Genomic DNA, 22,822 nt, shown 5'->3' on the forward strand with positions numbered 1-22,822 from the left:
CGTCCTTGGCCACCGTTTTTCACCGGCTAGGCCAACATGAGCAGAATTCATGGAAATGGGCGATGCACCTAAAAACCGCGCAGCTTTGTTATGATTCGGCCCCTTCTGATATTCGCCCGACCAGGTAGTTCCTATGTCCGACCGCAGCGCTCGTCTCCAAGCACTCCAGAACGCCCTCAAAGAGCGCATCCTGATCCTCGACGGCGGCATGGGCACTATGATCCAAAGCTACCGGCTCGAGGAACACGACTATCGTGGCACGCGTTTCGCCGATTGGCCAAGCGATGTCAAGGGTAACAACGATTTGTTGCTGCTCAGCCGCCCAGACGTGATCGCTGCCATCGAGAAAGCCTACCTGGATGCGGGCGCGGATATTCTCGAAACCAACACCTTCAATGCCACGCAAATCTCCCAGGCCGACTACGGCATGGAATCGCTGGTTTACGAGCTGAACGTCGAAGGTGCGCGCATTGCCCGCCAGGTGGCCGATGCCAAGACGCTGGAAACCCCCGACAAGCCGCGCTTCGTTGCTGGCGTGCTCGGCCCTACCAGCCGCACCTGCTCGATTTCACCGGACGTCAACGACCCTGGCTACCGCAACGTCACCTTCGACGAGCTGGTGGTCAACTATGTGGAGGCCACCCGTGGCCTGATCGAAGGCGGCGCCGACCTGATCCTGATCGAGACCATCTTCGACACCCTCAACGCCAAGGCGGCGATCTTCGCCGTGCAACAGGTGTTCGAGGAAGACAGCATCGAACTGCCGATCATGATCTCCGGCACCATTACCGATGCCTCCGGGCGCACCCTGTCGGGCCAGACCACCGAAGCGTTCTGGAACTCGGTACGCCACGCCAAGCCGATTTCCGTGGGCCTGAACTGCGCCCTGGGCGCCAAGGACCTGCGCCCGTACCTGGAAGAACTGTCGACCAAGGCCGACACCCATGTCTCGGCACACCCCAACGCCGGCCTGCCCAACGCCTTCGGTGAATACGACGAAAGCCCTGCCGAAATGGCCGCGGTGGTCGAGGAGTTCGCCGCCAGCGGGTTCCTCAACATCATCGGCGGTTGCTGCGGTACCACCCCAGGCCACATCCAGGCGATTGCCGAAGCGGTCGCCAAATACCCGCCACGCGAGATTCCGGAAATCGCCAAGGCCTGCCGCCTGTCGGGCCTGGAGCCGTTCACCATCGACCGCCAGTCGCTGTTCGTGAACGTTGGCGAGCGTACCAACATCACCGGCTCCGCCAAGTTCGCCCGGCTTATCCGTGAAGAGAACTACACCGAAGCCCTGGAAGTCGCCCTGCAGCAGGTCGAAGCCGGCGCCCAGGTGATCGACATCAACATGGACGAAGGGATGCTCGACTCCCAGGCCGCCATGGTCCGCTTCCTCAACCTGATCGCTGGCGAACCGGACATCTCGCGCGTGCCGATCATGATCGACTCGTCGAAGTGGGAAGTGATCGAGGCGGGCCTGAAGTGCATCCAGGGCAAGGGCATCGTCAACTCCATTTCCATGAAAGAAGGCGTGGAGCAGTTCAAGCACCATGCCCGCCTGTGCAAACGCTACGGCGCCGCCGTGGTGGTCATGGCCTTCGACGAAGTGGGCCAGGCCGACACGGCTGCGCGCAAGAAGGAAATCTGCCAGCGCAGTTACGACATCCTGGTCAACGAAGTGGGCTTCCCGCCGGAAGACATCATCTTCGACCCGAATATCTTCGCCGTCGCCACCGGTATCGAAGAGCACAACAACTACGCCGTCGATTTCATCGAAGCCTGTGCCTACATTCGCGACCACCTGCCGCATGCGCTGAGCTCGGGCGGTGTGTCCAACGTGTCGTTCTCGTTCCGTGGCAACAACCCGGTGCGTGAGGCGATCCACTCGGTGTTCCTCTACCACGCGATCCAGAACGGCCTGACCATGGGTATCGTCAACGCCGGCCAGCTGGAAATCTACGACGAAATTCCCGCTGCGCTGCGCGAAAAGGTCGAGGACGTGGTGCTCAACCGCACCCCGCACGGTACCGACGCCCTGCTGGCAATCGCCGAAGACTACCGCGGCGGCGGCGCCACCAAGGAGGTGGAAAACGAAGAGTGGCGCTCGCTGCCGGTGGAAAAACGCCTGGAGCACGCGCTGGTCAAGGGCATTACCGCATTCATCGTCGAGGACACCGAAGCGTGCCGCCAGCAGTGCGCACGCCCGATCGAAGTGATCGAAGGCCCGCTGATGAACGGCATGAACGTGGTCGGGGACCTGTTCGGCGCGGGCAAGATGTTCCTGCCCCAGGTGGTCAAGTCGGCCCGGGTGATGAAGCAGGCAGTGGCGCACCTGATCCCCTTCATCGAGGCCGAGAAAGGTGACAAGCCCGAAGCCAAAGGCAAGATCCTGATGGCCACGGTGAAAGGCGACGTGCACGACATCGGCAAGAACATCGTTGGCGTGGTGCTGGGCTGCAACGGTTACGATATCGTCGACCTTGGCGTGATGGTGCCGGCCGAGAAAATTCTGCAAACCGCTCGCGACGAAAAGTGCGACATCATCGGCCTCTCCGGCCTGATCACGCCGTCGCTGGACGAGATGGTCCACGTTGCCCGCGAAATGCAGCGCCAGGGCTTCACGCTGCCGCTGATGATCGGGGGCGCCACGACGTCCAAGGCGCATACCGCCGTCAAGATCGAACCGAAGTACAGCAACGATGCCGTGGTCTACGTCACCGACGCCTCGCGCGCGGTTGGCGTGGCTACCCAGCTGCTGTCCAGGGAGCTCAAGCCAGGTTTCATCGAGCGGACCCGCCAGGAGTACGTGGAAGTACGCGAACGCACCGCCAACCGCAGTGCCCGTACCGAGCGCCTGAGCTACGCCCAGGCAATCGCCGCCAAGCCGCAATACGATTGGGCCGGCTACCAGCCAGCGGTACCCTCCTTCACCGGCGTGAAGGTGCTGGAAGACATCGATCTGCGCACCTTGGCCGAATACATCGACTGGACACCGTTCTTCATTTCCTGGGACCTGGCCGGCAAGTTCCCGCGCATCCTCACCGACGAGGTGGTCGGCGAAGCGGCCACGGCGCTGTACAACGATGCCCGCGAAATGCTCGACAAGCTGTTCGACGAAAAGCTGATCAGTGCCCGGGCGGTGTTCGGCTTCTGGCCGGCCAACCAGGTCGCCGATGACGATATCGAAGTCTACGGTGCAGATGGCCAGACCTTGGCCACCCTGCACCACCTGCGCCAGCAAACCATCAAGCCGGACGGCAAGGCCAACTGGTCGCTGGCCGACTTCGTCGCGCCCAAAGGCAGCGGCGTGACCGATTACGTGGGGGGCTTCATCACCACGGCCGGCATTGGTGCCGAGGAAGTGGCCAAGGCGTATCAGGACAAAGGCGACGACTACAGCTCGATCATGGTCAAGGCCCTGGCCGACCGCCTGGCCGAAGCCTGTGCCGAATGGCTGCACGAACAGGTGCGCAAGGAACACTGGGGTTATGCCCGCGACGAGCAACTGGACAACGAAGCGCTGATCAAGGAGCAGTACCGCGGCATCCGCCCGGCACCGGGCTACCCGGCCTGCCCGGACCATACCGAAAAAGAGACCCTGTTCCGCCTGCTCGATGGCACGGCCATTGGCGAAACCGGGCCAAGCGGCGTGTTCCTCACCGAGCACTTCGCGATGTTCCCGGCCGCGGCGGTCAGTGGCTGGTACTTCGCCCACCCGCAGGCGCAGTACTTTGCCGTGGGCAAGGTCGACAAGGACCAGATCGAGTGTTACAGCGCGCGTAAAGGCCAGGATGTCAGCGTCAGCGAGCGCTGGCTGGCCCCTAACCTGGGTTACGACAGCTGAGTCTGCCGGGGCCGCCTTGCGGCCCTTCGCGACACCCGGTTGCGGCTGCCCGGGCCCGGTTGCTTCGGCAGGCGCGGGCTCGGGTCGCGAACGGGTTGCACGGTAGCGGCAAACCCCACCTACACTGTCCCTGATTGCCTCTGATTATTCAGGAGCCACCATGGACGATTCCAGCCAAGGCAAACCGCCGACCTTCTGGCAGATGCTGCACAGCATCCTCGCCGCCGCCTTCGGCGTGCAAAGCGGCAAGAACCGCGCCCGCGACTTCACCCATGGCAAGGCAAGCCATTTCATCGTCATGGGCACACTGTTCACCTTGGTGTTCATTGCCGTGCTGATTGGCCTGGTGCAACTGGCGCTACACCTTACCGCGCGTTAATCACGGGGCCGCAAAGCACAACACCTGCGCAATGGCTGCCGCAGGCGCCGTGGCTGCATCACGGTCGGAAGGTTCAAGTCACTGGTGGCTGACCCAGTAAACGGCGGTGACGACCACCAGCACGATCAGGCAGAGGATCGCCCAGGCATCGACACTGCTGTCAGCTTTGCGGACCTTGGTTGAGTTTCCCATTGCATTGCCTCTTGTAGTGGTTATGGGAATGCACTTCACAACCAGCAGTTAAGACGAGCAATGCCCTTCTCTCAAGCAGGGTCTTTCAATATTCGACCGGCGACGTCAAAAACGGGTATTGGTAACTGGCAGGCCGCCCTTCGGCGCTGTAACGCTGAAAATCCACGCCATAGTCGTCCCGCTCCAGCAGTTTCAGCCAACGCCTGGCCTTGGCCGGGTCAATCACCTGCATGACCGGCGCCGTGTGTACACGCAAGCCATCACGGTTCAGCGCCAGCCCCTGGGCATCATCGTGCAGCATCACCATGGCCCAGCCACCGAGGGTGAAATGCCCACCCAACAGCACGCTCAGGCGGCCGTCGATGCGCGCACGCAGCGCCTCGGGCGAGCTGTTCACAGCACCGAACAGCACGTCACGCCCCGGCGTATGGCCGGCTTCCTGGAAAGCTTGCATGGCGCCGAAGGCCATTTCGTCATTGGCCGACCACACCAGGCCGATGTTCGGGTAACGCTGCAGCAGCAGCTGCGCCTGCTCGTAGGCCCGCTGTCGGCTCCAGCCGCCATACACCACCTGACGCAGGCGCACCTGGGGGAAATCGGCCAGCGCCCTGCGCATACCCTGCTCGCGCAGTTGCGAGGCCGGCGTGGTCTTGACGCCGACAAACGCCAGCAACTCTACCGGGCCATGGCCACGTGGCAATCGCGCGACCATCTGATGCAACATCTCGAAACCCGCCTGTTCGTCATTGCTGGTCAGTGTGCCCAGTGGCGCGGCAAACTTGTCGGGCTGGGCCAGGATGCTGCGCTCCTGGCTGGCCGTGAGGCCATTGTTCACCAGCAGCAGCTTCACCCCAGTGCCGCGCGAAAGGCGCAGGATTTCCGGCGCCACGTATTGCTCGTTGACCACTATCAGGTAATCGGGCCGCTGCGGCGCGGTGAGTATCGCCCTTGCCTGGGTCAACGCCTGGTCGGCACTGCGCTCGGTGTATTGCACGCGCAGGGTCATGCCCAGCTCCTGGGCGGCGGCCTGCATGAACCGGCTGTAGCTGTTCCAGAACGTCTCACTGGACAGCCCCGGGTTGAGGAACACCACCGAAGCCGGTTGTGCGCTCGCCGCCAGCGGCAAGGCAAGACAAATGCTTTGGCACAACGCCTTCAACATGGGCTGGCATCCCTGTAACGCAAACCGCGGATTATACCCGCCGCGCCGGTATACTGGGCACAAATGGCAGTCAGTCTCACATAGTCCATTTGGTTCTTTTCATATGCAAAAACATCACTTTAGCGCATAAACGCAACCTGCTATCGTTCCCCGGCTCCGTACCGGAGTGCGCGGCCGTGCGCGCGAATAGCTGCATGCCTGAGACAGGACTTTTATGTACGTATACGACGAGTACGATCAGCGGATCATCGAGGACCGCGTCAAGCAGTTCCGTGATCAGACCCGCCGCTACCTGGCCGGTGAGCTGAGCGAAGAAGAATTCCGCCCTCTGCGCCTGCAGAACGGCCTATACATCCAACGTTTCGCGCCGATGCTGCGTGTCGCCGTGCCGTACGGCCAGCTGAACGCCACCCAGGTTCGCACCCTGGCCAAGATCGCCCGCGACTACGACAAGGGCTACGCCCACATTTCCACCCGGCAGAACGTGCAGTACAACTGGCCGGCGCTGGAAGATGTTCCAGACATCCTTGCCGAGCTGGCCAAAGTGCAGATGCACGCGATCCAGACCAGCGGCAACTGCCTGCGCAACACCACCACCGACCAGTTCGCCGGGGTTGCTGCAGACGAGGTCATCGACCCACGGCCATGGTGCGAAATTGTGCGCCAGTGGACCACCTTCCACCCGGAATTCGCCTTCCTGCCGCGCAAGTTCAAAATTGCCATCAATGGCTCGCAGGAAGACCGTGCCGCCATCGAAGTGCACGATATCGGCCTGGAGCCGGTGCGCAATGCGGCCGGTGAGCTGGGCTTCCGCGTATTGGTAGGCGGCGGCCTGGGGCGTACCCCGGTGGTCGGCTCGTTCATCAACGAATTCCTGCCGTGGCAAGACCTGATCAGCTACCTCGACGCCATCCTGCGCGTGTACAACCGTTACGGTCGCCGTGACAACAAGTACAAGGCGCGGATCAAGATCCTGGTCAAGGCCCTGACCCCGGAAGTGTTCGCCGAAAAGGTCGAGGCCGAAATGGTCCACCTGCGTGGCGGCAGCACTACCCTGACCGAAGCCGAAGTGCAGCGGGTATCGCGCCACTTCGTCGACCCCGAATACCTGGCCCTGGACAACGTCGACTTCGCCGCCCAGGACGCCGAGTACCCTGGCTTCGCCCGCTGGCGCTCGCGCAACACCCGCGCTCACAAGCGGCCGGGTTACGTGGCCGTTACCCTGTCGCTCAAACCCACCGGCGTGGCCCCGGGTGACCTGACCGACAAGCAGCTGGACGCGGTGGCCGACCTGGCCGAGCGCTACAGCTTCGGCTTCCTGCGTACTTCGCACGAGCAGAACATCATCCTGGCCGATGTCGAGCAGCGCCAACTGCACGCGCTGTGGCTGGAATTGCGCGAAAGCGGCTTCGCCACCCCGAACATCGGCCTGCTGACCGACATCATCTGCTGCCCGGGCGGTGATTACTGCTCGCTGGCCAATGCCAAGTCGATCCCGATTGCCGAGTCCATCCAGCGCCGCTTCGACGACCTGGACTACCTGTTCGACATCGGCGAAATCGACCTGAACATTTCCGGCTGCATGAACGCCTGCGGCCACCACCACGTGGGCCACATCGGCATCCTCGGCGTGGACAAGAAAGGTGAGGAGTTCTACCAGGTGTCGCTGGGCGGCAACGCTGCACGCGGCGCAAGCCTGGGCAAGATCCTCGGCCCGTCCTTCGCCCAGGATGACATGGCCGATGTGATCGAAAAGCTGATCGCGGTGTACGTCGAGCAACGTACCGAGGAAGAGCGTTTCATCGACACCTACCAGCGTATCGGTATCGACCCCTTCAAGGAACGCGTCTATGCAGCGAATCATTAAGAACAATCAGATCGTCGACGAAACCTGGCACCTGCTGCCCAAGGAAACGTCTTTCGACGAGCTGACCAACTGCGACGACTACATCGTTCCGCTGCAGATGTGGCGTGACCATGCCCATGTGCTCAAGGCCCGCGACGGCGGCCTTGGCGTGTGGCTGGACAGCGACCAGGAAGCCGAAGAAATCGGTGAAGACGTGCAGTACTTCCAGGTCATCGCCTTGAACTTCCCCGCCTTCACCGACGGGCGCAGCTACTCCAACGCGCGCCTGCTGCGTGACCGCTACGGCTTCAAGGGCGAGCTGCGTGCCATTGGTGACGTACTGCGCGACCAATTGTTCTACATGGCCCGTTGCGGTTTCGATGCATTCGCCATCCGTGCCGACAAGGACCCGGAAGACGCATTGCAGGGCCTCAAGGACTTCTCGGTGACCTACCAGGCCGCTACCGACGAGCCGCTGCCGCTGTTCCGTCGCCGCTGATTGCCACCTGCAACACCACGGCCCGCCGCAATGGCGGGCCGTTTCATTTGTACCCGCCGGTACCGCTCAACCCTGCCCCAGCTTCCTCCCAGCCCACCCACGCCTGCGCCCTTTTTTGCCTGGGGATCAAATGTCCTTGGTCGAACCCCGCCTTAATCAAATCGCATCAAACTTGCACACTGCTCCACACTCAAACAACGGACGGGGCTGCCCCCCTGGCTGAATTCCAGCCCCTTCCCTCACCTAGCAGGAGCCACCTCATGAGCATTCCATCTTTTGGTCTCGGTACTTTTCGCCTCACAGGCCAGACGGTCATCGACTCGGTCAAGGCCGCCCTCAAGCTGGGCTACCGGGCCATCGACACCGCGCAGGTCTACAAGAACGAAGCAGAGGTCGGCCAGGCCATCGCCGAGAGCGGTGTACCACGCGGTGAGTTGTTCATTACCACCAAGATCTGGGTCGACAACTATGCCCATGACAAGCTGCAAGACAGCTTGAAGGAAAGCCTGAAAAAACTGCGCACCGACTACGTGGACCTGTTGCTCATCCACTGGCCAGCCCCGGGCAACGGCGTTGACCTGCCCGCCTACATGGCCGCCTTGGCCGAGGTCAAGAAAGCGGGCCTGACCCGCCAGATCGGGGTGTCGAACTTCAATATCGCGTTGACCGAGCAAGCCATCGAGGTGGTGGGCAAAGGCGAAATCGCCACCAACCAGATCGAGCTCAGCCCGTACTTGCAGAACAGCAAGCTGGCTGCCTATCTCGAGGCGCAAGGCATCACTGTCACGTCCTACATGACCTTGGCCTACGGCAAGGTGCTGAAGGACCCGGTGCTGACCGAGATCGCCACCAAGCACAAGGCCACCGTGGCCCAGGTTGCCCTGGCCTGGGCACTGCAACTGGGCTACGCGGTGATCCCCTCGTCGACCAAGCGCGAGAACCTGGCCAGCAACCTGTTGGCCCGTAGCCTGAAGCTGGATGACCAGGACATGGCACGCATCGCCACGCTGGAACGCAATGGCCGTGAAGTCAGCCCGCCGGGCCTTGCCCCTGATTGGGACTGAGACACTCTGCAGGGGGGCATGGGACCGAGCGCCACTTTGCACGGCCAAGCCGTGTACAGTACGCCTACAACAATGCCCACAAAGGAGCCCGGCCCATGAGCGTAACGCTGTCCCCCCTGCACATCGACTGCGATTTCGATTCTGGCAATATCCAGGTACTGGATGCCAGCAACCCGGCGCAGGTGCGCCTGGCCATCCGCCCGGACACCCACAGCGACCATTACCAGTGGTTCCACTTCAGGGTCAGCGGGCTGACGCCGGGCCAGGTCCACCGCTTCAGCCTCGACAACGCCTCTGGCGCTTCGTACAAGCATGCCTGGAGCGGCTACAACGCCGTTGCCAGTTACGACCAGCAACGCTGGTTCCGGGTACCCAGCCAGTTCGATGGCAGCGCGCTTTCGTTCGAGCTCAAGGCTGAGCAGCCACAGGTCTGGTTCGCCTACTTCGAACCTTACCCGCGCGCTCGCCACAACCAGTTGATCGAGCGGGCCCGGCAACTGCCCGGTGTCGAATTGCTGGCCAGCGGCCGCAGCGTGCAAGGCCGGGACATTCCCCTGCTACGGGCGGGTGATGGTGCCGAGGGCAAGCGCAAGCTATGGCTGATCGCCCAGCAACACCCCGGCGAGCACATGGCCGAATGGTTCATGGAGGGCGTGATAGACCGCCTGCAGGCTAACGACACGGTGATTCAGCAACTGCTGGGCAAAGCCGATCTGTACCTGATCCCCAACATGAACCCCGACGGCGCCTTCCTTGGCCATCTGCGCACCAACTTCAAAGGCAAGGACCTCAACCGTGCCTGGCAGGACGCCAGTGTCGAACTCACCCCGGAAGTGTTCTTCGCCCAGGCGCAGATGAAGCAATATGGTGTGGACGCCTTCATCGACGTGCACGGTGATGAAGAAATCCCCCATGTATTCACGGCGGCGTGCGAGGGCAACCCAGGCTACACACCCCGGCTGGCAAAGCTTGAGGCGCAGTTCCGCAGCACCCTGTGCAGCCTTACCCCCGACTTCCAGACGGTACATGGCTACACCCGCGACGAGCCTGGCCAGGCGAACACCACCCTGGCCTGCAATGCGGTGGGCATGGCGTACGACTGCCTGTCGCTGACCCTGGAAATGCCATTCAAGGACCATGATGATGCGCCCAACGCCGCCACCGGCTGGTCGGGCGCGCGCTCCAAGGCACTGGCCGGCGCCGTGCTGGAGACGCTGGCAGGCATGCTTGGCGACTTGCGCTGACCCCGCGGCTGGCGCATGCCTTCAAAACTGCACATCCAGGATCACACTGTCGGTATAGCTGGCCGCGGGCGGCGTGGCCTGATCGGTGTAGACCTTGGCGTTGTAGTTGAACACCTGGCTGCCGGTGCCGGTACCGGCACCGGGGTTCACATCCGCATCAGTGCTCGCGCGGCGTGCCGCACCAACTGCGCCCCACCGCACCGTACCGGCCCCCTTGAAAATGTCGTATGCCAGGTAATTGCTGGTGGTAGATTTCATGCGCCGCCTGCCATTGGCCACGTTCTGCCCGTCGTCCAGGCCAACCGTGTAGTTGCTGCCCTTGGTGCACGACACACTCAGGCTCTGGCTGACCGTGGCGAACCCTGCCACCACCGGGGCACTGCCGAAGTTGATGTTGGGCGTGGTGATCTGGCAATCGTTGGTCACTGTCAGGCTCACGGTCAGGGTTTTGCTGCCTGAACCGATGTCGCGCCCAAGGCAGGCGCCGAGCAAGCCAATGCCCGAACAGTAGTCCCAGCTCCAGGCAATGGTCAGGGTTTCCTGGTACAGGCCAGCGGCGACATTGCTGCCCACCTGGGTGCGCATGTACAGCGGCACCGATTTGGGGGTGGTGCCGCCGAGCAAACCCAACAGGTCGAGAATGCCGGTACGGGCGAAGTCATAGGCCACGCCGCGGGCAATCGGGTAATTGGTGGTGTTGTCGCCGTACACCGTGTAAGGAATCACATCCCCCGTCGGGCCTACCAGGCCGCTGCTGGGCGACGTGATAGTGAGATAGAAATGGTCGCTGTTGCTCAGCACGCTCAGCAGCGACCCTGTGCACTGCAACCCCGAGTTCAGGGTCGAGGCGTTCTGTGCCGTGGTGCGCACCTGCGTGGAATTGAGGCTGCCGAACGCGGCCGGCAGGGTCGCCACCGATGAGCACAACCCCCAGGCGGCCCCCATGGGCAACCACAGCAAGCTTGCCAGCAGGCCCCGCTGCCAGGCCGTCATCGGCACACCAACGGCCCAAGCAACGGGATCGAACCTCGCGCTTCGGGGAAGTCGAACTCGACCTGGCAGCGCCCGCCCCCCTCCAGCGCGACCTGCAGGCGGTTGCGTGGCGACAGGTTCTCCAGGTACACCAGCCCGTCCCAACCGACCACAGCCTGGCTGCCCGATTGCTCGTGGGTCACCCGGCTGCCCAGTTTCAGCGGCTGCTGGCTGGCATCAACCAGCTCGATGCTCGCCGCCAGTACCCGTTTCAGCGGGAACTCCAGCAGGTAGCCACTGCCGCGGCGCACGGCCACACGCTGCTCCACATTCGGCGCCAGCACATCGGGCGGCAGGTCCATGGGGTCGATCTCGTACTTGCCGCGGTAGTAACCACTGCTGTACGGCACCAGCAGGTGGCCGCCGGCGTCGGTACGGCCGACCTCCTGGTTTTCATAGCGCACCGGTACATCGGCATAGCCGTCGGTACTGACCACGACGAAAGCGTCGTCGATCCGGTTGGCGGCGAACAGCCCATCCATCCATACCAGCGAACCACTGGCATCGGCCCAGCGGGTCGTTGCGCCGCTGCTGCCATATACGCCGGCCTGTAGCTGTACCGACTGCAAGCGCCAGGTCACATCGGCCTGGCGATAGGCATCGCGGTCGCTACCCTGGGCATAGCCGAGGTTATAGCCCACGCCGCTGCCTACCGGCACGGCGCGCCCGTAATTGACCCGCTGCAGGGTTTCACCGGTGTTGCTGCGTTCCAGGCCTAGCGCCAGCGTGCCATGGGTGTCGAACGGAATCACCAGTTGCGCCTGCACGGCCCACTGCCCGCCAGCGATTTCGCGGTTGGCCGACAGGTACACACTGCTGCTGCCTGACAACGGCCTGCTGTAGCTCAGGTTGATCAGCCGGGTACGCGTGCCGTCTGCAGCGCGCACGTCGAAGTAGCCGGCACCGACGTTGCCGTACCTGTCAAGGCTGAGGCTGAGGCTGACCTGCTCGCTGCGTGTGCTTGCCTGTATGTCCGGGGTGTCGACCCGGCTCAGGTCGGCATAGTCGGCACGGCGTTGCAGGCGCTGGTAGCTGAAACCGAAGCGCTGGCTGTTGTATTGGTAACCCAGCGCGACCTGCTGCCCCTGATCGCCGTCGAAACGGCTCTGCGCGAGCGCGGCATTGAGCACACCGAAGTTGCCCAGCCGCAGGTTGCCACCCAGGCCACCCAGCATCAGCGAGGCAGCGGTTTCAAGGTGGGTTTCCACGGTGAACGTGTCGCTTACCCCATGGCGCAGGCTGGCGCTGGCCGCCCCCGCGCCGTAGGCAAAGTCCCGCACACCGTAGTCACGCCTCAGGCTCCCGGCCGCTATCGAATAGTCTGACAGGCCTTTTTGCAACAGGCTGCTGGTGACGTAGAACGGCAAGGTGGTGGAAACCTGCCGGCCCAGGGCGTCGGTGGTGACCACCACCGCTTCGCCGGCACCGTTGATGAACGGCACATTGGTCAGCGTGTAGGGGCCTGGCTGCAATTCGTTGGAACTGGCCTTGTAGCCGTTGATGAACAGGTCGAGCGAGGTCGGTACCGCGGCTTCGCCGGCAAACGCCGGCAAGGGGTAAGTGACCAGGTCCGGCCGCGCGGCGAAGTCGCGCGACAGTTGCACGCCGCCCACCCGTACCGAACGGGTCCAGGGCAGTGCCCCGGTAACGAAATCGCCGGCCTCGTAGGTCAACAGGCGCTGCTCGTCGGTGAAGCGCCAGGTGGTGTCGTAGCGCAGAAAGCCCCGCCTTGCCGGGTCGGCCTGCGCGCCATTGAACGATTGGCGCCATTGCCCGGTGCTGGCGAAGGTGCCCCAGCCGTCGAACACGCGCAGTTCGTTCCAGGCCGCCAGGTAGGTGCCGCCGTCATCGGTGTCGTTCAGGTACAGGTCGTAGTTGAACAACGCGCCGAAGCTGCTCCGCGCATCGCTGGGCGGGTACAGGTTACGATCGCCGACCTGCTGCTCGGGCAACCAGGCCGGCGGCACTTGCAGCAACAGCCGCAGGTTCCGGCTGTCGTAATCGGCGTGCAGCCCGCTCACCGCGTCGAGGGCGACCTCGCCCTGGGGGTCGCCGGGCAGTGTCACACCCGCCGCACGCAACACGGCGCTGTCCAGGTACAACTGGCCGGCCCGCTGCTGCACCGGCACCAGCTCAGCCTTGGGCATGCGGTTCACCATCAGGTCGAGGAACAGCGTGGCGTCGGCAATGGCGGACAGCTCCGAGGGCGGCGGCGGCAGGTCGTCGGCCAGCGCCAGCGCTGGGCCAAGCACGGCCAACTGCAGGCACCCGCGGCGCAACCTCAGCGCTAGCCATTTCACACACGGTATCCAACCATTGCCGGGTCCTCCTTGGCCCCTGCGCTGCATTCTGGTGCTGGTTCACTGCCCCTGGGGTAGGGTGCCGGCCGTGGCCTGGCCGTTGACCCGGCCTTGCAGCACACTGCCTGTATTGAGCGCCACGGGTGCCGGCCAACGCATACTCGCGCCCGGCAGCACATAGCCCAGCAAACCTTCGGCCAGCGCCTTGCGCTGGCCGCCCTGCTGCAGCACCACGTCGGTCAGCCGTGCATGCACCGGGCCGGTATTGCGCAGTTCCACATAAGGCTTGCCCTGCACCGTGACAGGCCGCCAGCTCAACTGGGGCTTGCCCACGCTGGCGGCGGTGCGCCCGCCCTCGGGGTCCGCCTTGCCCCACAGCCCTTCGCCGTAGACGAACAGCGGTACGGAATAGCGCATCTGCAGCCGAATGGCGGCCGTGGTGCCGGGGCCGGCCTTGTCGAGCGGGATGGCCGGCGGAATTTCGTCGATGATGATGCGATAGGCCTTTTCCTGGCCGGCAGGTGAAGGGCCTGTGCGGGTCAGGCGGATCAATTGCTTCTGCCCAGGAGGAATATTGGCCACCGGGGGGCTGCCGATGATCTCGCGCTGGGCCTGGAACTGCTCCTGGTAACGCCCTTGGTGCCAGGCAAACACCCGCACCTGCAAGTTGGCAGCCTCGGTACCGCGGTTCTCCAGCCACAGTGCGCCGGCCTTCTGGTCGGCCTCCAGCACCGGGTCGATCGGCCAGATCAACACCGAGGTGGCTGCACCAGCCGGCAGGCTTGCCAACCACCACAACCCGATCAGCCCTTGCGCCCACTTCGCGCCTACTGCCATCAAGCTCTCCTTAGCACTGGTCATTGGCGCCGCTGGCGTTCACCAGGTCACCATCACTTGCACAACATCGGTATAAGTCCCTGCCGGCAGCTTGCCGGTCAGCTGAACCCGCCCATACACCGGCAGCTTGATCGCCGTGGCGTCGCTGTAGCTCACGGTGGCGCTCTGCCCTATGCCCAACGGCTGGCTGTAGGCGGCATCCCGGTACAACTGGTAGGCCAGGACCTGGCTGCCGCTGGTGTTCTTCAGATAGCGCGTGCCGCTGGTACTGTTCTGGCCACCGCCCAGGCTCATGCTCACCGCCACACCCGGGGTGCACTGGAAGGTCACCGTGGTGCCGCCCAGCGAGGTACTGAGCACGCTGGTGGACAACGCCGACTGGGTGCCATAGTTCAGCACCCCATACTGGCTGACACCGCCCACCACCAGGCAACCGGCAGCGACCTGCGCCGCGACCGTGAAGGTGCTGGTAGTGGCCGCATCCAGTGGCGCCGCCAGTAGCGCACCAAGGCCAGCCAGGCCCACCGTCAGCCAATGGCGCATGGCTCAGAACGACAACTCGACGGCTACCGTGTCGGTGTACACCCCAGCTGGCAACCCGGCCTTGCCACGCGCCTGGCCGTACAGGTTGACGGTTTGCGCCACACCGGTACTGGTTGGCAGGGTGATGGTGCCATCGATGGCCAACACGGTGGTGCGCCCGGAGTCGGTATAGAAGTCGTAGGGCACGAAATTCCCCGCGCCATCAGCCAGTGCACGGGTGCCGCCGGTCGATTGACCATCATGCGACCCTGCACGCACGCGAATCGCCGGCACCGTGCCCGCTGAGCACAGAATGCTCAGCGCGCCACCGCTACCCAGCACCTGTGCGTTGGCCGTGGTGAACAAGGCATCCTGGGTGCCGAAATCCAGCGAGCCGAAGTTCAACCCCGAGGTGCCTGAACTGCCATTCACCTGGCAGGCCGCCGTCAAGGTCAGCGTCGAGTTGATGGTCCCGGTCACCGTGGCGGCCTGGGCCTGCGTGGCCAGGGCCAAACCCAGGCCGGCGAGGATGCAGCATGAAAGGTTCGTTCGCATCGGAGTCTCCTTGCGTGGTTACCAGTCCAGGGTCACCCGGAGGGTGTCGCGGTACAGCCCGGCTGGCAGCGCACGCGGTTGCGCCACCACCACGCCGTAGATGGGGATCGGTATCTGTTGCGTGCTGCTGATGACGAAGGCCCGTGCCTGGCCGATGCCGTAACGGCTGTTACCGCCCGGGTCCACTGCCAGCTGATAGGGAATCAGCTGGCTGCCGTTGCTGAGGCGACGAATGCCGTCGTCGCCATGCATGCCACCATTGATGCGCACGTTGAATGCACGCACTTCGGGGGTGCAACTGATTTGCAGGCTGCCCTCGCCGCCCGCTTCATCCACCCGGCTACGCAGCGGCTGGTCCCAGTTCGGGCCCCGCTCGCCGAAGTCCAGCAAGCCCGGGTTGGCCAGGGTCGCCGGTTGCGCTTCGTTGCTGCTGATCTGGCAGGCGGCGCTGATCACCAGCCGCGCCTGAATGAAGCCAGTGGCGCTGCCATGCGCTGCACCGCCTGGTACCAGTAAAGGCCCCAGGGTCAACAGCAGGATCGAGGTGCGGTTCATGGCTGCGCGTCCTTGTGCATGGCAGCATCCTCACCAAGTGACCGTGACTTTCAACAGGTCGGCGTACAGGCCGGCTTTCGGCACCCAGGCCAGCGTGTCGATTCGCGCATACAGCGGCAATTCGGCCGAGCCGCTATCGGGCACCCGGGCCGCCTGCGCAACGTTCACTGGCAGTGGCTCGCGCCAGGCCGCGTCGCGATAGAGCCGATAAGGAATAGGCCGGCCCGGGGCGTCGTCGCTGGCCAGGAAACGCACGTCGCCAGTGCCGCCGTGCTGGCCGCCGTCGACCTGTACTTGATAAGGCGTGTCGGGGTTGCACTCTAGGCGCGGCGGGCGCTGGCTCAGCAACACCCCGGCCAGCGGTGCCGCCGGGCCATCCAGCCGCGGCGCAGCACCCAGGTCGATTCGCCCAGCAGCCTGCGCGCCCGCGTCGCGGGCCTGGGTAACCAGCATGCAGCCGCGCTGCACCAGCACCCGCACCTCCACCAGGAATTCTGCCGCTGCCCCAGCGTTGCTCAGTAACAGGCCAAACAACCCGGCCAGTAAGCGCTCCTTCACCTTGTTGTCCTTATCGCTCTATGCTCAGTTGAGCCTAGCAGCGAGGCACGGCGCCAAAAGCTGCAACCGACCGTTTTTTGGTATTAGCAACAAAGCGATAGCGTTCGATGAAAAAAAACCTGCAAGGGGCAGAACCCATCGTGACTCACAGACCTCAAATGGCCAGAAGCCGGCGAATGGGCCGATATTCTGATAAGGTGTACCTCCATCATCCTGCCTCAAACTCGTGCGGCAAGCATGGACCGACAAGACAGGAGCTTTCAATTGATGACTGCAGATAGCACGCTCGCCCAAGCCGTGGAGCGTTGCGCTCAGGAACCGATCCAGGTGCCCGGCAGCGTCCAGCCCCACGGTTTCCTGGTGGTCGTCGACGAAGCCGACTTGCGGGTACTCCAGGCCAGTGAAAACGTCGAACAGTGGCTGGGCAAGCCGGCCAGGGAGCTTATCGGTTGCCATTTCGCCGAGCTGGTCAGTGGCGGGTTCGACTTGCGCATGCACCTTTCGCGGTTACCCGAAGACGAAGTATTCCCCTTTCACATTGGTGATGTGCACCTGTGCGAAGGGGCACCGCACACCGCCGCCTTGCACCTGCTGGCCCACCGTCACGATCAGGTGCTGATCGCCGAATTCGAACCACCGCGGCTGCCGTCCGACCTCATCGGGCAAGGCGATTACTACCCGCTGGTGCGCAACTTCGTCAGCACCCTGCACCTGGCCGGCAGCCTTGAAGAGCTGCTGCAGCAAACGGTGGCTCAACTCAAGCGCATCACCGGTTTTGGCCGGGTCAAGGCTTACCGCTTCGATGCAGAAGGCAATGGCCAGGTTCTGGCAGAGGTCGCCGACCCGGGCTACCCCAGCTACCTGGGGTTGTGCTTTCCGGCCTCGGACATCCCGCGCCAGGCGCGCGAACTCTACCGGGTCAACCGTATCCGCGTGATCGAGGACGCCAACTACCAGCCTTCGCCGCTGCTGCCGGCAGCCAACCCGCGTACCGGCAAGGCGCTGGACATGAGCTTTGCGACACTGCGCAGCGTTTCACCGGTGCACCTGCAGTACATGCGCAACATGGGCACCCTGGCGTCGATGTCATTGTCGATCGTGGCCGATGGCAAGTTGTGGGGGCTGATCTCTTGCCACCATCAGCAGCCCAGGCCTGTAGACCTGCGTACGCGCACCGCCTGCGAGCTGCTGGCCAGCGTGCTGTCGTTGCAGGTCGAGTCCCGCGAGTCGCACGCCAGCACCAGCAAGGTACTGGAGTTGCGCCAGCACATTGTCCGCATGATTTCGTCCATGGCCGACCATGACAGCGTCAGCGATGGCCTGCGCGACGTGCCCGACGTCCTGTTGACCTTTGCCGACGCCCAGGGCGCCGCGGTGATCTCGGCAGAGCGCTGCGACCTGTTCGGCCAGACGCCACCCACCGCCCAGGTCACGGCGCTGGTGCACTGGCTGAGCCAGCGTGGCGACGAACATGTATTTTGCACCGACAACGTGCGCCGCGACATCGACGAGTTGCCCGAGCTGGCAGACCATGCCGGTGGCGTGCTGGCCGTTGCGATTTCGCAGATCCATTCGCACTACCTACTGTGGTTCCGCCCCGAACAGGTACGCACGGTGAATTGGGCAGGCCAGCCGACCAAGCAGGTGGGGCCACAGGGCAACCTCGACCCGCGGCACAGTTTCGAGCGCTGGCAGGAGCGACTGCATGGCTACTGCGCACCTTGGGAGCCACTGGTGGTCGAGGGCGTGCAGGATCTGCGCACGGCGGTGCTGGGCATTGTGCTGCGCAAGGCCGAGGAGTTGGCACAGCTGGCCGGTGAACTGCGCCGCTCGAACAAGGAACTCGAGGCGTTTTCGTACAGCGTTTCCCACGATCTGCGCGCGCCGCTGCGGCACATTGCCGGCTATACCGAGCTGCTCGGCGAAATCGAGGGCGCAGGGTTGAGCGAGCGTGGCCAGCGCTTCCTGCAGCACATCGGTGAAGCCGCCAATTTCGCCGGCAGCCTGGTGGACAACTTGCTCAACTTCTCGCAAATGGGCCGCTCTGCCCTGCGCATGTCCGATGTCGACCTGAACGCCCTGGTCGAGGCTATCCGCAGCGAACTGGCGCCCGATTACCAAGGCCGCGAGATCATCTGGGACATTGCACCACTGCCGAAGGTGATCGGGGACCCGGCATTCATCAACCTGGCATTGCACAACCTGATCGCCAATGCCATCAAGTACACCCGCGGTCGTGAGCCCGCGCGCATTTCGATCAGCGCCGAGCAACACCCGGAAGAAACCGAAATCTGTATCCGCGATAACGGCGTGGGCTTCGACATGGCCTACGCCAACAAGCTTTTCGGGGTATTCCAGCGCCTGCACCGCATGGAAGAGTTCGAAGGCACAGGGATTGGCCTGGCAAGCGTGCGCCGTATCATCGAGCGCCATGATGGCCGTGTCTGGGCCGAGGGCCAGATCGACCATGGCGCCAGTTTCCACTTTTCTCTACCGCGCCAACCCGCGACTACCCGAGGCACCTGAACAATCATGCTCAAACCCATCCTGCTGGTCGAAGACAATCCACGAGACCTGGAGCTGACGCTTTTGGCTCTGGAGCGTAGCCAGTTGGCCAACGAGGTCATCGTCCTGCGCGACGGTGCCGAGGCGCTGGACTACCTGTTGCGCCGCAACGCCTATGCCGATCGTGATGACGGCAACCCTGCTGTAATGCTGCTGGACCTGAAGCTACCCAAAGTCGACGGCCTGGAGGTGCTCAAGGAAGTGCGCGCCACTGCCGAGCTACGTAGCATCCCCACGGTCATGCTGACCTCGTCCCGCGAAGAGCCCGACCTGCTGCGCGCCTACGAGCTAGGGGTCAACGCGTATGTGGTCAAACCCGTGGAATTCAAGGAATTCGTCGCCGCCATTTCCGACCTGGGAATCTTCTGGGCCGTACTGAATGAACCACCACCTGGCTCGCTGCGGCTGAACCGTCGCGGTAGCAATTGAGGCCGCCGCAACGGTGCCGCAAACGCCGTTGAAACTACTGATGGTCGAAGACAGCTCGATGGACGCCGAGCTGACCTTGATGCGCCTGGAGCGCAGCGGGCTGCATGTGCAATCGCATCTGGTATTCGACCATACGGGGGTCGAGCATGCCCTGAAGCAGGACCACTACGACCTGATCCTTTGCGACTGCGTGCTGCCGGGCTCGTCCGGCACCGAGGTGCTGGCCATCGCCCAGCGCCTGGCTGCCGACACCCCGTTCATATTTCTATCCGGGATCTACGGCGAAGAGCACGCCGTGGAAATGATCCGCCTGGGTGCTACCGACTATGTGCTGAAGAAGAACCTGCAGCTACTGCCCAAGGCGGTACGCCGGGCAATGACCGAAGTGCAGGAGCGCCAGCGCCGGCGCCGCGCCGAGGAGGCGCTGGTCGATGTCGAGGCGCGGGCGCGCATCGCCATCGACGCCGCGGGCATGGGCACCTGGGACCTGCGCCCGCAAGATGGCCTGTTGATATGCGACGAGCGCTGCAAGACCCTGTTCGGTCTGCCCGCCAGCGCCGACATGACCATGCAGGTATTCTACGACGGCATCTACCCAGACGACCTGGCGCTGGTGCGCGATGCCGTCGAATACGCCATGCTGCCCGAAAGTGGTGGCCAGTACCGGGTGGAATTTCGCACTGCCCAACCCAGTGGCCAGGAGCCGCGCTGGTTGCTCAGCAGTGGCCAGAGCCAGTTCGTGAACGGTCAGTGCGTGCGCTTTTCCGGCGTGCTGCAAGACATCAACACCCAGCGCTTGGCCACCCAGGCACTGCGCCAGCTCAACGAAATGCTGGGCGAGCGGGTCGAGCGCCGCACCCGTGAACGCGACCGCGCCTGGGAGCTGTCACAGGATCTGCTGGCAGTGCTGAACAAGGACCTGACCCCGGTGGCGCTGAACCCCGCCTGGGAAGCCAGCCTGGGCTTTTCCCGCGAGCGCCTGAGCCAGTCGTCGCTGTTGCACCTGTTGCCCGACAGCGATCAGGAACTGCTGTTGACCGAACTGGCCGCGCTCGCGCACGGCCGTACCAGCGTGCGTTTCGTTGGCCGCATCCTTCACGCCAGTGGCCAGCAACGCTGGCTGTCGTGGGTCGTGGTGCCCGAAGACACCCTGCTTTACGTGGTCGCCCGAGACATCACCAGCGAGCGCGAAACCGCGTTGGGCCTGGCCGAAGCCAATGCTCGCCTGCGCGAGCAGATCGATGAGCGCGAGCGCATCGAGGCCGCCTTGCAGCAGATGCAGCGCCTGGAAGCGGTCGGCCAGCTGACTGCCGGCGTGGCGCACGACTTCAACAACCTGCTGACCGTGATCCTCACCGGTGCCAGTTTCCTTGAGCGCGACCTGACCCGGGGCGACCTGGACAAAGCCCGGTCGCGCCTCAAGCATGTTCGCGAAGCGGGTGAGCGCGGTGCCAAGTTGACCTCGCAATTGCTCGCCTTCTCCCGTCGCCAGCGCCTGGAACCGGTACCGCTGAACCTCAACCGCACCCTGGCGGGCCTTGAGGAACTGTTACGCCGCACCTTGGGCGGCAACATCTCGGTGCGCCTGGACCTGGACCCAAGCTTGTGGCAGGCGCTGACCGATCCGACCCAGACTGAAATGATCATCCTCAACCTGGCCATCAATGCCCGCGATGCCATGCCCGATGGCGGCCAGTTGATCCTGGCGACCCACAACACCTGCATCGACACCGCCCCACAGCGCCCGGAAGACCCAGAGCGGGGCGAATACGTGATGCTGAGCATTCGCGACACCGGGTGCGGCATGAGCGAAGAGGTGGTGGCCAAGGTGTTCGAGCCGTTCTTTACCACCAAGGATATCGGCAAGGGTTCAGGGCTTGGGCTGGCCCAGGTCTTTGGTTTCGCCAAACAGTCCGGTGGTGGTGTGCGCATCGACACCAAGCCAGGGCGTGGTACCGAGGTGGCGGTATACCTGCCAGCAGTGAAAGACCGCGCGGTCAGTGAACCGGCAGCTGCCGTGCTCAGCCTTTCGATCAACGATAGCGGCCGTAACCGGACCGTACTGCTGGTGGACGATGACCACCTGGTACGTGACATGCTCGGCGATGTACTGCGCCAGTACGGCTACCAGGTGCGCCAGGCGCACAGCGGCGAACAGGCACTGGCGTTGCTGGATGACGAGATCGACTTGCTGCTGACCGATTTCGCCATGCCGGAATTCAACGGTGGGCAACTGGCATTGGCGGCCCGCGAGCGGCGCCCGCACCTGCCGGTGGTGTTTCTTACTGGCTATGCGGAGTTGCAAGGGTTGGAATTGCCGGGCAGCCTGGTGATGCAGAAACCGGTGCAAGCCGATGAACTGGCGCGGGTGCTCAACGAGATGCTGGGCGGCCTGGCAGTGCGCCAGGGCTGACCAATGGCTGGGCCGCTTTGCGGCCCTGGGCCAACGCAACGCTGCGGCCACAGTGGGTGTGGCATTTCGCACGCGCAGAAACGACAAAACCCGACGCTCATCAGAATAAGCACCGGGCAAGTTACGTTTGGAACTGGGAAATGGCAGGGGCGGCTGGATTCGAACCAACGCATGGCAGGATCAAAACCTGCTGCCTTACCGCTTGGCGACGCCCCTGTATCGGATGCAGCGTGAGCTGCTCTGACAATTCCAAGTGAGTGACAACTGCGTGTTGTCTTGGAATGCGCGGCACTTTAACAACAAAGTTTCGGTCTGTGAACCCCCTGATGAAAAAAAATTGTCAAAAAACAGCGGCTTAGTCATTTCTGCCGCCGCCGCCTACCATCCGTCGTTTTCTTCTCGCTTCGCTTCAACACATTCGCGTTCCTCCCTTCAAATCAGATAACCCATCTGCATTGACCAAGGAGGAACCCATGCCTGTCTCTCACGACCTTTACCAGGACCTGCACTACCCACGCGAGATCGTTCAACAACGTCGCCAGGCCGACAAGGCACTGGATCGCTTGCTGGATGAGTACGTCGATATCGACAACCAGGTACTGGCCGCCGAGGCCATCTCGGCAGGCAATTTCGTCGACGAGGACCTGCGCCACCTGAAAGAGCGCCGCCTGGCGGTGAAGTACATGATCGAGCGCCAGCTGGAACGCAAGGCATAGCCCAGCGGGCAGCCGTGGCGGCGACACCTATCGCGAGAAGTGATGATTGCCGCGCAATTTCTCTATTGGTCAAAATCGCCGCCCTCGGGCAAGCTGCACACTGCCCCGTCAAT

At 63.4% G+C, this 22,822-nt stretch carries 18 protein-coding genes and 1 tRNA gene; 10 read left to right on the top strand and 9 right to left on the bottom strand.

The genetic code is table 11. The features are described 5' to 3' along the window. The first annotated feature begins 133 nt into the window (after positions 1–133). Both metH and AACG97_RS17500 read left to right on the top strand, forming a co-directional pair. Entirely contained in the window at positions 134–3,841 is a 3,708-nt protein-coding gene (metH, locus tag AACG97_RS17495) for a methionine synthase (RefSeq protein ID WP_197885127.1), read from the top strand. A 160-nt stretch (positions 3,842–4,001) separates the two neighbouring features. After that, complete coding sequence (locus AACG97_RS17500; RefSeq protein WP_009685910.1) at positions 4,002–4,220, top strand: DUF2970 domain-containing protein; 219 nt, start codon at positions 4,002–4,004, stop codon at positions 4,218–4,220. Positions 4,221–4,497: 277 nt separating this feature from the next. Here AACG97_RS17500 and AACG97_RS17505 read toward each other — a convergent pair whose 3' ends face one another. Further along, entirely contained in the window at positions 4,498–5,574 is a 1,077-nt protein-coding gene (locus AACG97_RS17505; protein ID WP_009685911.1) for an ABC transporter substrate-binding protein, read from the bottom strand. A gap of 214 nt (positions 5,575–5,788) precedes the next feature. Between AACG97_RS17505 and AACG97_RS17510 the strand changes: the two genes are divergently transcribed. From AACG97_RS17510 to AACG97_RS17525, 4 genes are all read left to right on the top strand, one after another. After that, positions 5,789–7,441, top strand: a complete 1,653-nt coding sequence (locus AACG97_RS17510) for a nitrite/sulfite reductase (RefSeq protein ID WP_009685912.1) — start codon at positions 5,789–5,791, stop codon at positions 7,439–7,441. Next, a complete protein-coding gene (locus AACG97_RS17515; protein WP_009685913.1) occupies positions 7,425–7,919 on the top strand; it encodes a DUF934 domain-containing protein in 495 nt (164 codons plus the stop codon). Before AACG97_RS17510 ends, AACG97_RS17515 begins: the two co-directional genes overlap by 17 nt. Positions 7,920–8,179: 260 nt before the next feature. Continuing rightward, complete coding sequence (dkgB, locus tag AACG97_RS17520; protein WP_009685914.1) at positions 8,180–8,983, top strand: 2,5-didehydrogluconate reductase DkgB; 804 nt, start codon at positions 8,180–8,182, stop codon at positions 8,981–8,983. A 95-nt stretch (positions 8,984–9,078) separates the two neighbouring features. Continuing rightward, on the top strand, positions 9,079–10,227 hold the full coding sequence (locus AACG97_RS17525; RefSeq protein ID WP_009685915.1) for a M14 family metallopeptidase: 1,149 nt from the start codon (positions 9,079–9,081) through the stop codon (positions 10,225–10,227). A gap of 21 nt (positions 10,228–10,248) precedes the next feature. Here AACG97_RS17525 and AACG97_RS17530 read toward each other — a convergent pair whose 3' ends face one another. From AACG97_RS17530 to AACG97_RS17560, 7 genes are read right to left on the bottom strand one after another with little or no spacing between them, the layout of a single operon-like run. Continuing rightward, positions 10,249–11,220, bottom strand: coding sequence for a Csu type fimbrial protein (locus AACG97_RS17530; RefSeq protein ID WP_009685916.1), 972 nt, complete (start codon positions 11,218–11,220; stop codon positions 10,249–10,251). Beyond that, positions 11,217–13,607: a fimbria/pilus outer membrane usher protein gene (locus tag AACG97_RS17535; protein WP_082437895.1), complete on the bottom strand. Its 2,391-nt coding sequence runs from the start codon at positions 13,605–13,607 to the stop codon at positions 11,217–11,219. Before AACG97_RS17535 ends, AACG97_RS17530 begins: the two co-directional genes overlap by 4 nt. 12 nt (positions 13,608–13,619) lie before the next feature. Continuing rightward, positions 13,620–14,396, bottom strand: coding sequence for a fimbrial biogenesis chaperone (locus AACG97_RS17540; protein ID WP_115294170.1), 777 nt, complete (start codon positions 14,394–14,396; stop codon positions 13,620–13,622). Between the two features lie 39 nt (positions 14,397–14,435). After that, on the bottom strand, positions 14,436–14,939 hold the full coding sequence (locus AACG97_RS17545; RefSeq protein WP_009685919.1) for a Csu type fimbrial protein: 504 nt from the start codon (positions 14,937–14,939) through the stop codon (positions 14,436–14,438). Positions 14,940–14,942: 3 nt separating this feature from the next. Continuing rightward, positions 14,943–15,473: a Csu type fimbrial protein gene (locus AACG97_RS17550; RefSeq protein ID WP_009685920.1), complete on the bottom strand. Its 531-nt coding sequence runs from the start codon at positions 15,471–15,473 to the stop codon at positions 14,943–14,945. 18 nt (positions 15,474–15,491) lie between these two features. Then, positions 15,492–16,028: a Csu type fimbrial protein gene (locus tag AACG97_RS17555; protein ID WP_029886960.1), complete on the bottom strand. Its 537-nt coding sequence runs from the start codon at positions 16,026–16,028 to the stop codon at positions 15,492–15,494. A 30-nt stretch (positions 16,029–16,058) separates the two neighbouring features. Further along, entirely contained in the window at positions 16,059–16,586 is a 528-nt protein-coding gene (locus AACG97_RS17560; protein WP_009685923.1) for a Csu type fimbrial protein, read from the bottom strand. A gap of 267 nt (positions 16,587–16,853) precedes the next feature. Between AACG97_RS17560 and AACG97_RS17565 the strand changes: the two genes are divergently transcribed. From AACG97_RS17565 to AACG97_RS17575, 3 genes are read left to right on the top strand one after another with little or no spacing between them, the layout of a single operon-like run. After that, positions 16,854–19,112, top strand: coding sequence for an ATP-binding protein (locus tag AACG97_RS17565; RefSeq protein ID WP_054889819.1), 2,259 nt, complete (start codon positions 16,854–16,856; stop codon positions 19,110–19,112). A 6-nt stretch (positions 19,113–19,118) separates the two neighbouring features. After that, a complete protein-coding gene (locus tag AACG97_RS17570; protein ID WP_009685925.1) occupies positions 19,119–19,580 on the top strand; it encodes a response regulator in 462 nt (153 codons plus the stop codon). 13 nt (positions 19,581–19,593) lie between these two features. Then, the gene (locus AACG97_RS17575) at positions 19,594–21,993 is read left to right on the top strand and encodes a response regulator (RefSeq protein ID WP_047149737.1); all 2,400 of its coding nucleotides are present in this window, start codon (positions 19,594–19,596) and stop codon (positions 21,991–21,993) included. A 141-nt stretch (positions 21,994–22,134) separates the two neighbouring features. On the opposite strand, the gene AACG97_RS17580 is transcribed toward AACG97_RS17575, so the two are convergent. Then, positions 22,135–22,209 (bottom strand) — tRNA-Gln (locus AACG97_RS17580). Between the two features lie 257 nt (positions 22,210–22,466). Here AACG97_RS17580 and AACG97_RS17585 point away from each other — a divergent pair. Further along, positions 22,467–22,709, top strand: coding sequence for a DUF465 domain-containing protein (locus tag AACG97_RS17585; RefSeq protein WP_009685928.1), 243 nt, complete (start codon positions 22,467–22,469; stop codon positions 22,707–22,709). The last annotated feature ends 113 nt before the right edge of the window (positions 22,710–22,822 follow it).

The organism is Pseudomonas sp. Nvir, from assembly GCF_963778085.1.
Classification (GTDB): Bacteria; Pseudomonadota; Gammaproteobacteria; order Pseudomonadales; family Pseudomonadaceae; genus Aquipseudomonas; species Aquipseudomonas juntendi.

What these genes read in the sequence shown, in the direction of transcription:
- AACG97_RS17530 (WP_009685916.1), bottom strand. Translation starts at nt 11,220, where the DNA reads ATGACGGCCTGGCAGCGGGGCCTGCTGGCAAGCTTGCTGTGGTTGCCC.
- AACG97_RS17515 (WP_009685913.1), top strand. Translation starts at nt 7,425, where the DNA reads ATGCAGCGAATCATTAAGAACAATCAGATCGTCGACGAAACCTGGCAC.
- AACG97_RS17585 (WP_009685928.1), top strand. Translation starts at nt 22,467, where the DNA reads ATGCCTGTCTCTCACGACCTTTACCAGGACCTGCACTACCCACGCGAG.
- AACG97_RS17540 (WP_115294170.1), bottom strand. Translation starts at nt 14,396, where the DNA reads ATGGCAGTAGGCGCGAAGTGGGCGCAAGGGCTGATCGGGTTGTGGTGG.
- metH (WP_197885127.1), top strand. Translation starts at nt 134, where the DNA reads ATGTCCGACCGCAGCGCTCGTCTCCAAGCACTCCAGAACGCCCTCAAA.
- AACG97_RS17545 (WP_009685919.1), bottom strand. Translation starts at nt 14,939, where the DNA reads ATGCGCCATTGGCTGACGGTGGGCCTGGCTGGCCTTGGTGCGCTACTG.
- AACG97_RS17510 (WP_009685912.1), top strand. Translation starts at nt 5,789, where the DNA reads ATGTACGTATACGACGAGTACGATCAGCGGATCATCGAGGACCGCGTC.
- AACG97_RS17525 (WP_009685915.1), top strand. Translation starts at nt 9,079, where the DNA reads ATGAGCGTAACGCTGTCCCCCCTGCACATCGACTGCGATTTCGATTCT.
- AACG97_RS17570 (WP_009685925.1), top strand. Translation starts at nt 19,119, where the DNA reads ATGCTCAAACCCATCCTGCTGGTCGAAGACAATCCACGAGACCTGGAG.
- AACG97_RS17550 (WP_009685920.1), bottom strand. Translation starts at nt 15,473, where the DNA reads ATGCGAACGAACCTTTCATGCTGCATCCTCGCCGGCCTGGGTTTGGCC.
- AACG97_RS17500 (WP_009685910.1), top strand. Translation starts at nt 4,002, where the DNA reads ATGGACGATTCCAGCCAAGGCAAACCGCCGACCTTCTGGCAGATGCTG.
- AACG97_RS17565 (WP_054889819.1), top strand. Translation starts at nt 16,854, where the DNA reads ATGACTGCAGATAGCACGCTCGCCCAAGCCGTGGAGCGTTGCGCTCAG.
- AACG97_RS17505 (WP_009685911.1), bottom strand. Translation starts at nt 5,574, where the DNA reads ATGTTGAAGGCGTTGTGCCAAAGCATTTGTCTTGCCTTGCCGCTGGCG.
- AACG97_RS17535 (WP_082437895.1), bottom strand. Translation starts at nt 13,607, where the DNA reads ATGCAGCGCAGGGGCCAAGGAGGACCCGGCAATGGTTGGATACCGTGT.
- AACG97_RS17555 (WP_029886960.1), bottom strand. Translation starts at nt 16,028, where the DNA reads ATGAACCGCACCTCGATCCTGCTGTTGACCCTGGGGCCTTTACTGGTA.
- dkgB (WP_009685914.1), top strand. Translation starts at nt 8,180, where the DNA reads ATGAGCATTCCATCTTTTGGTCTCGGTACTTTTCGCCTCACAGGCCAG.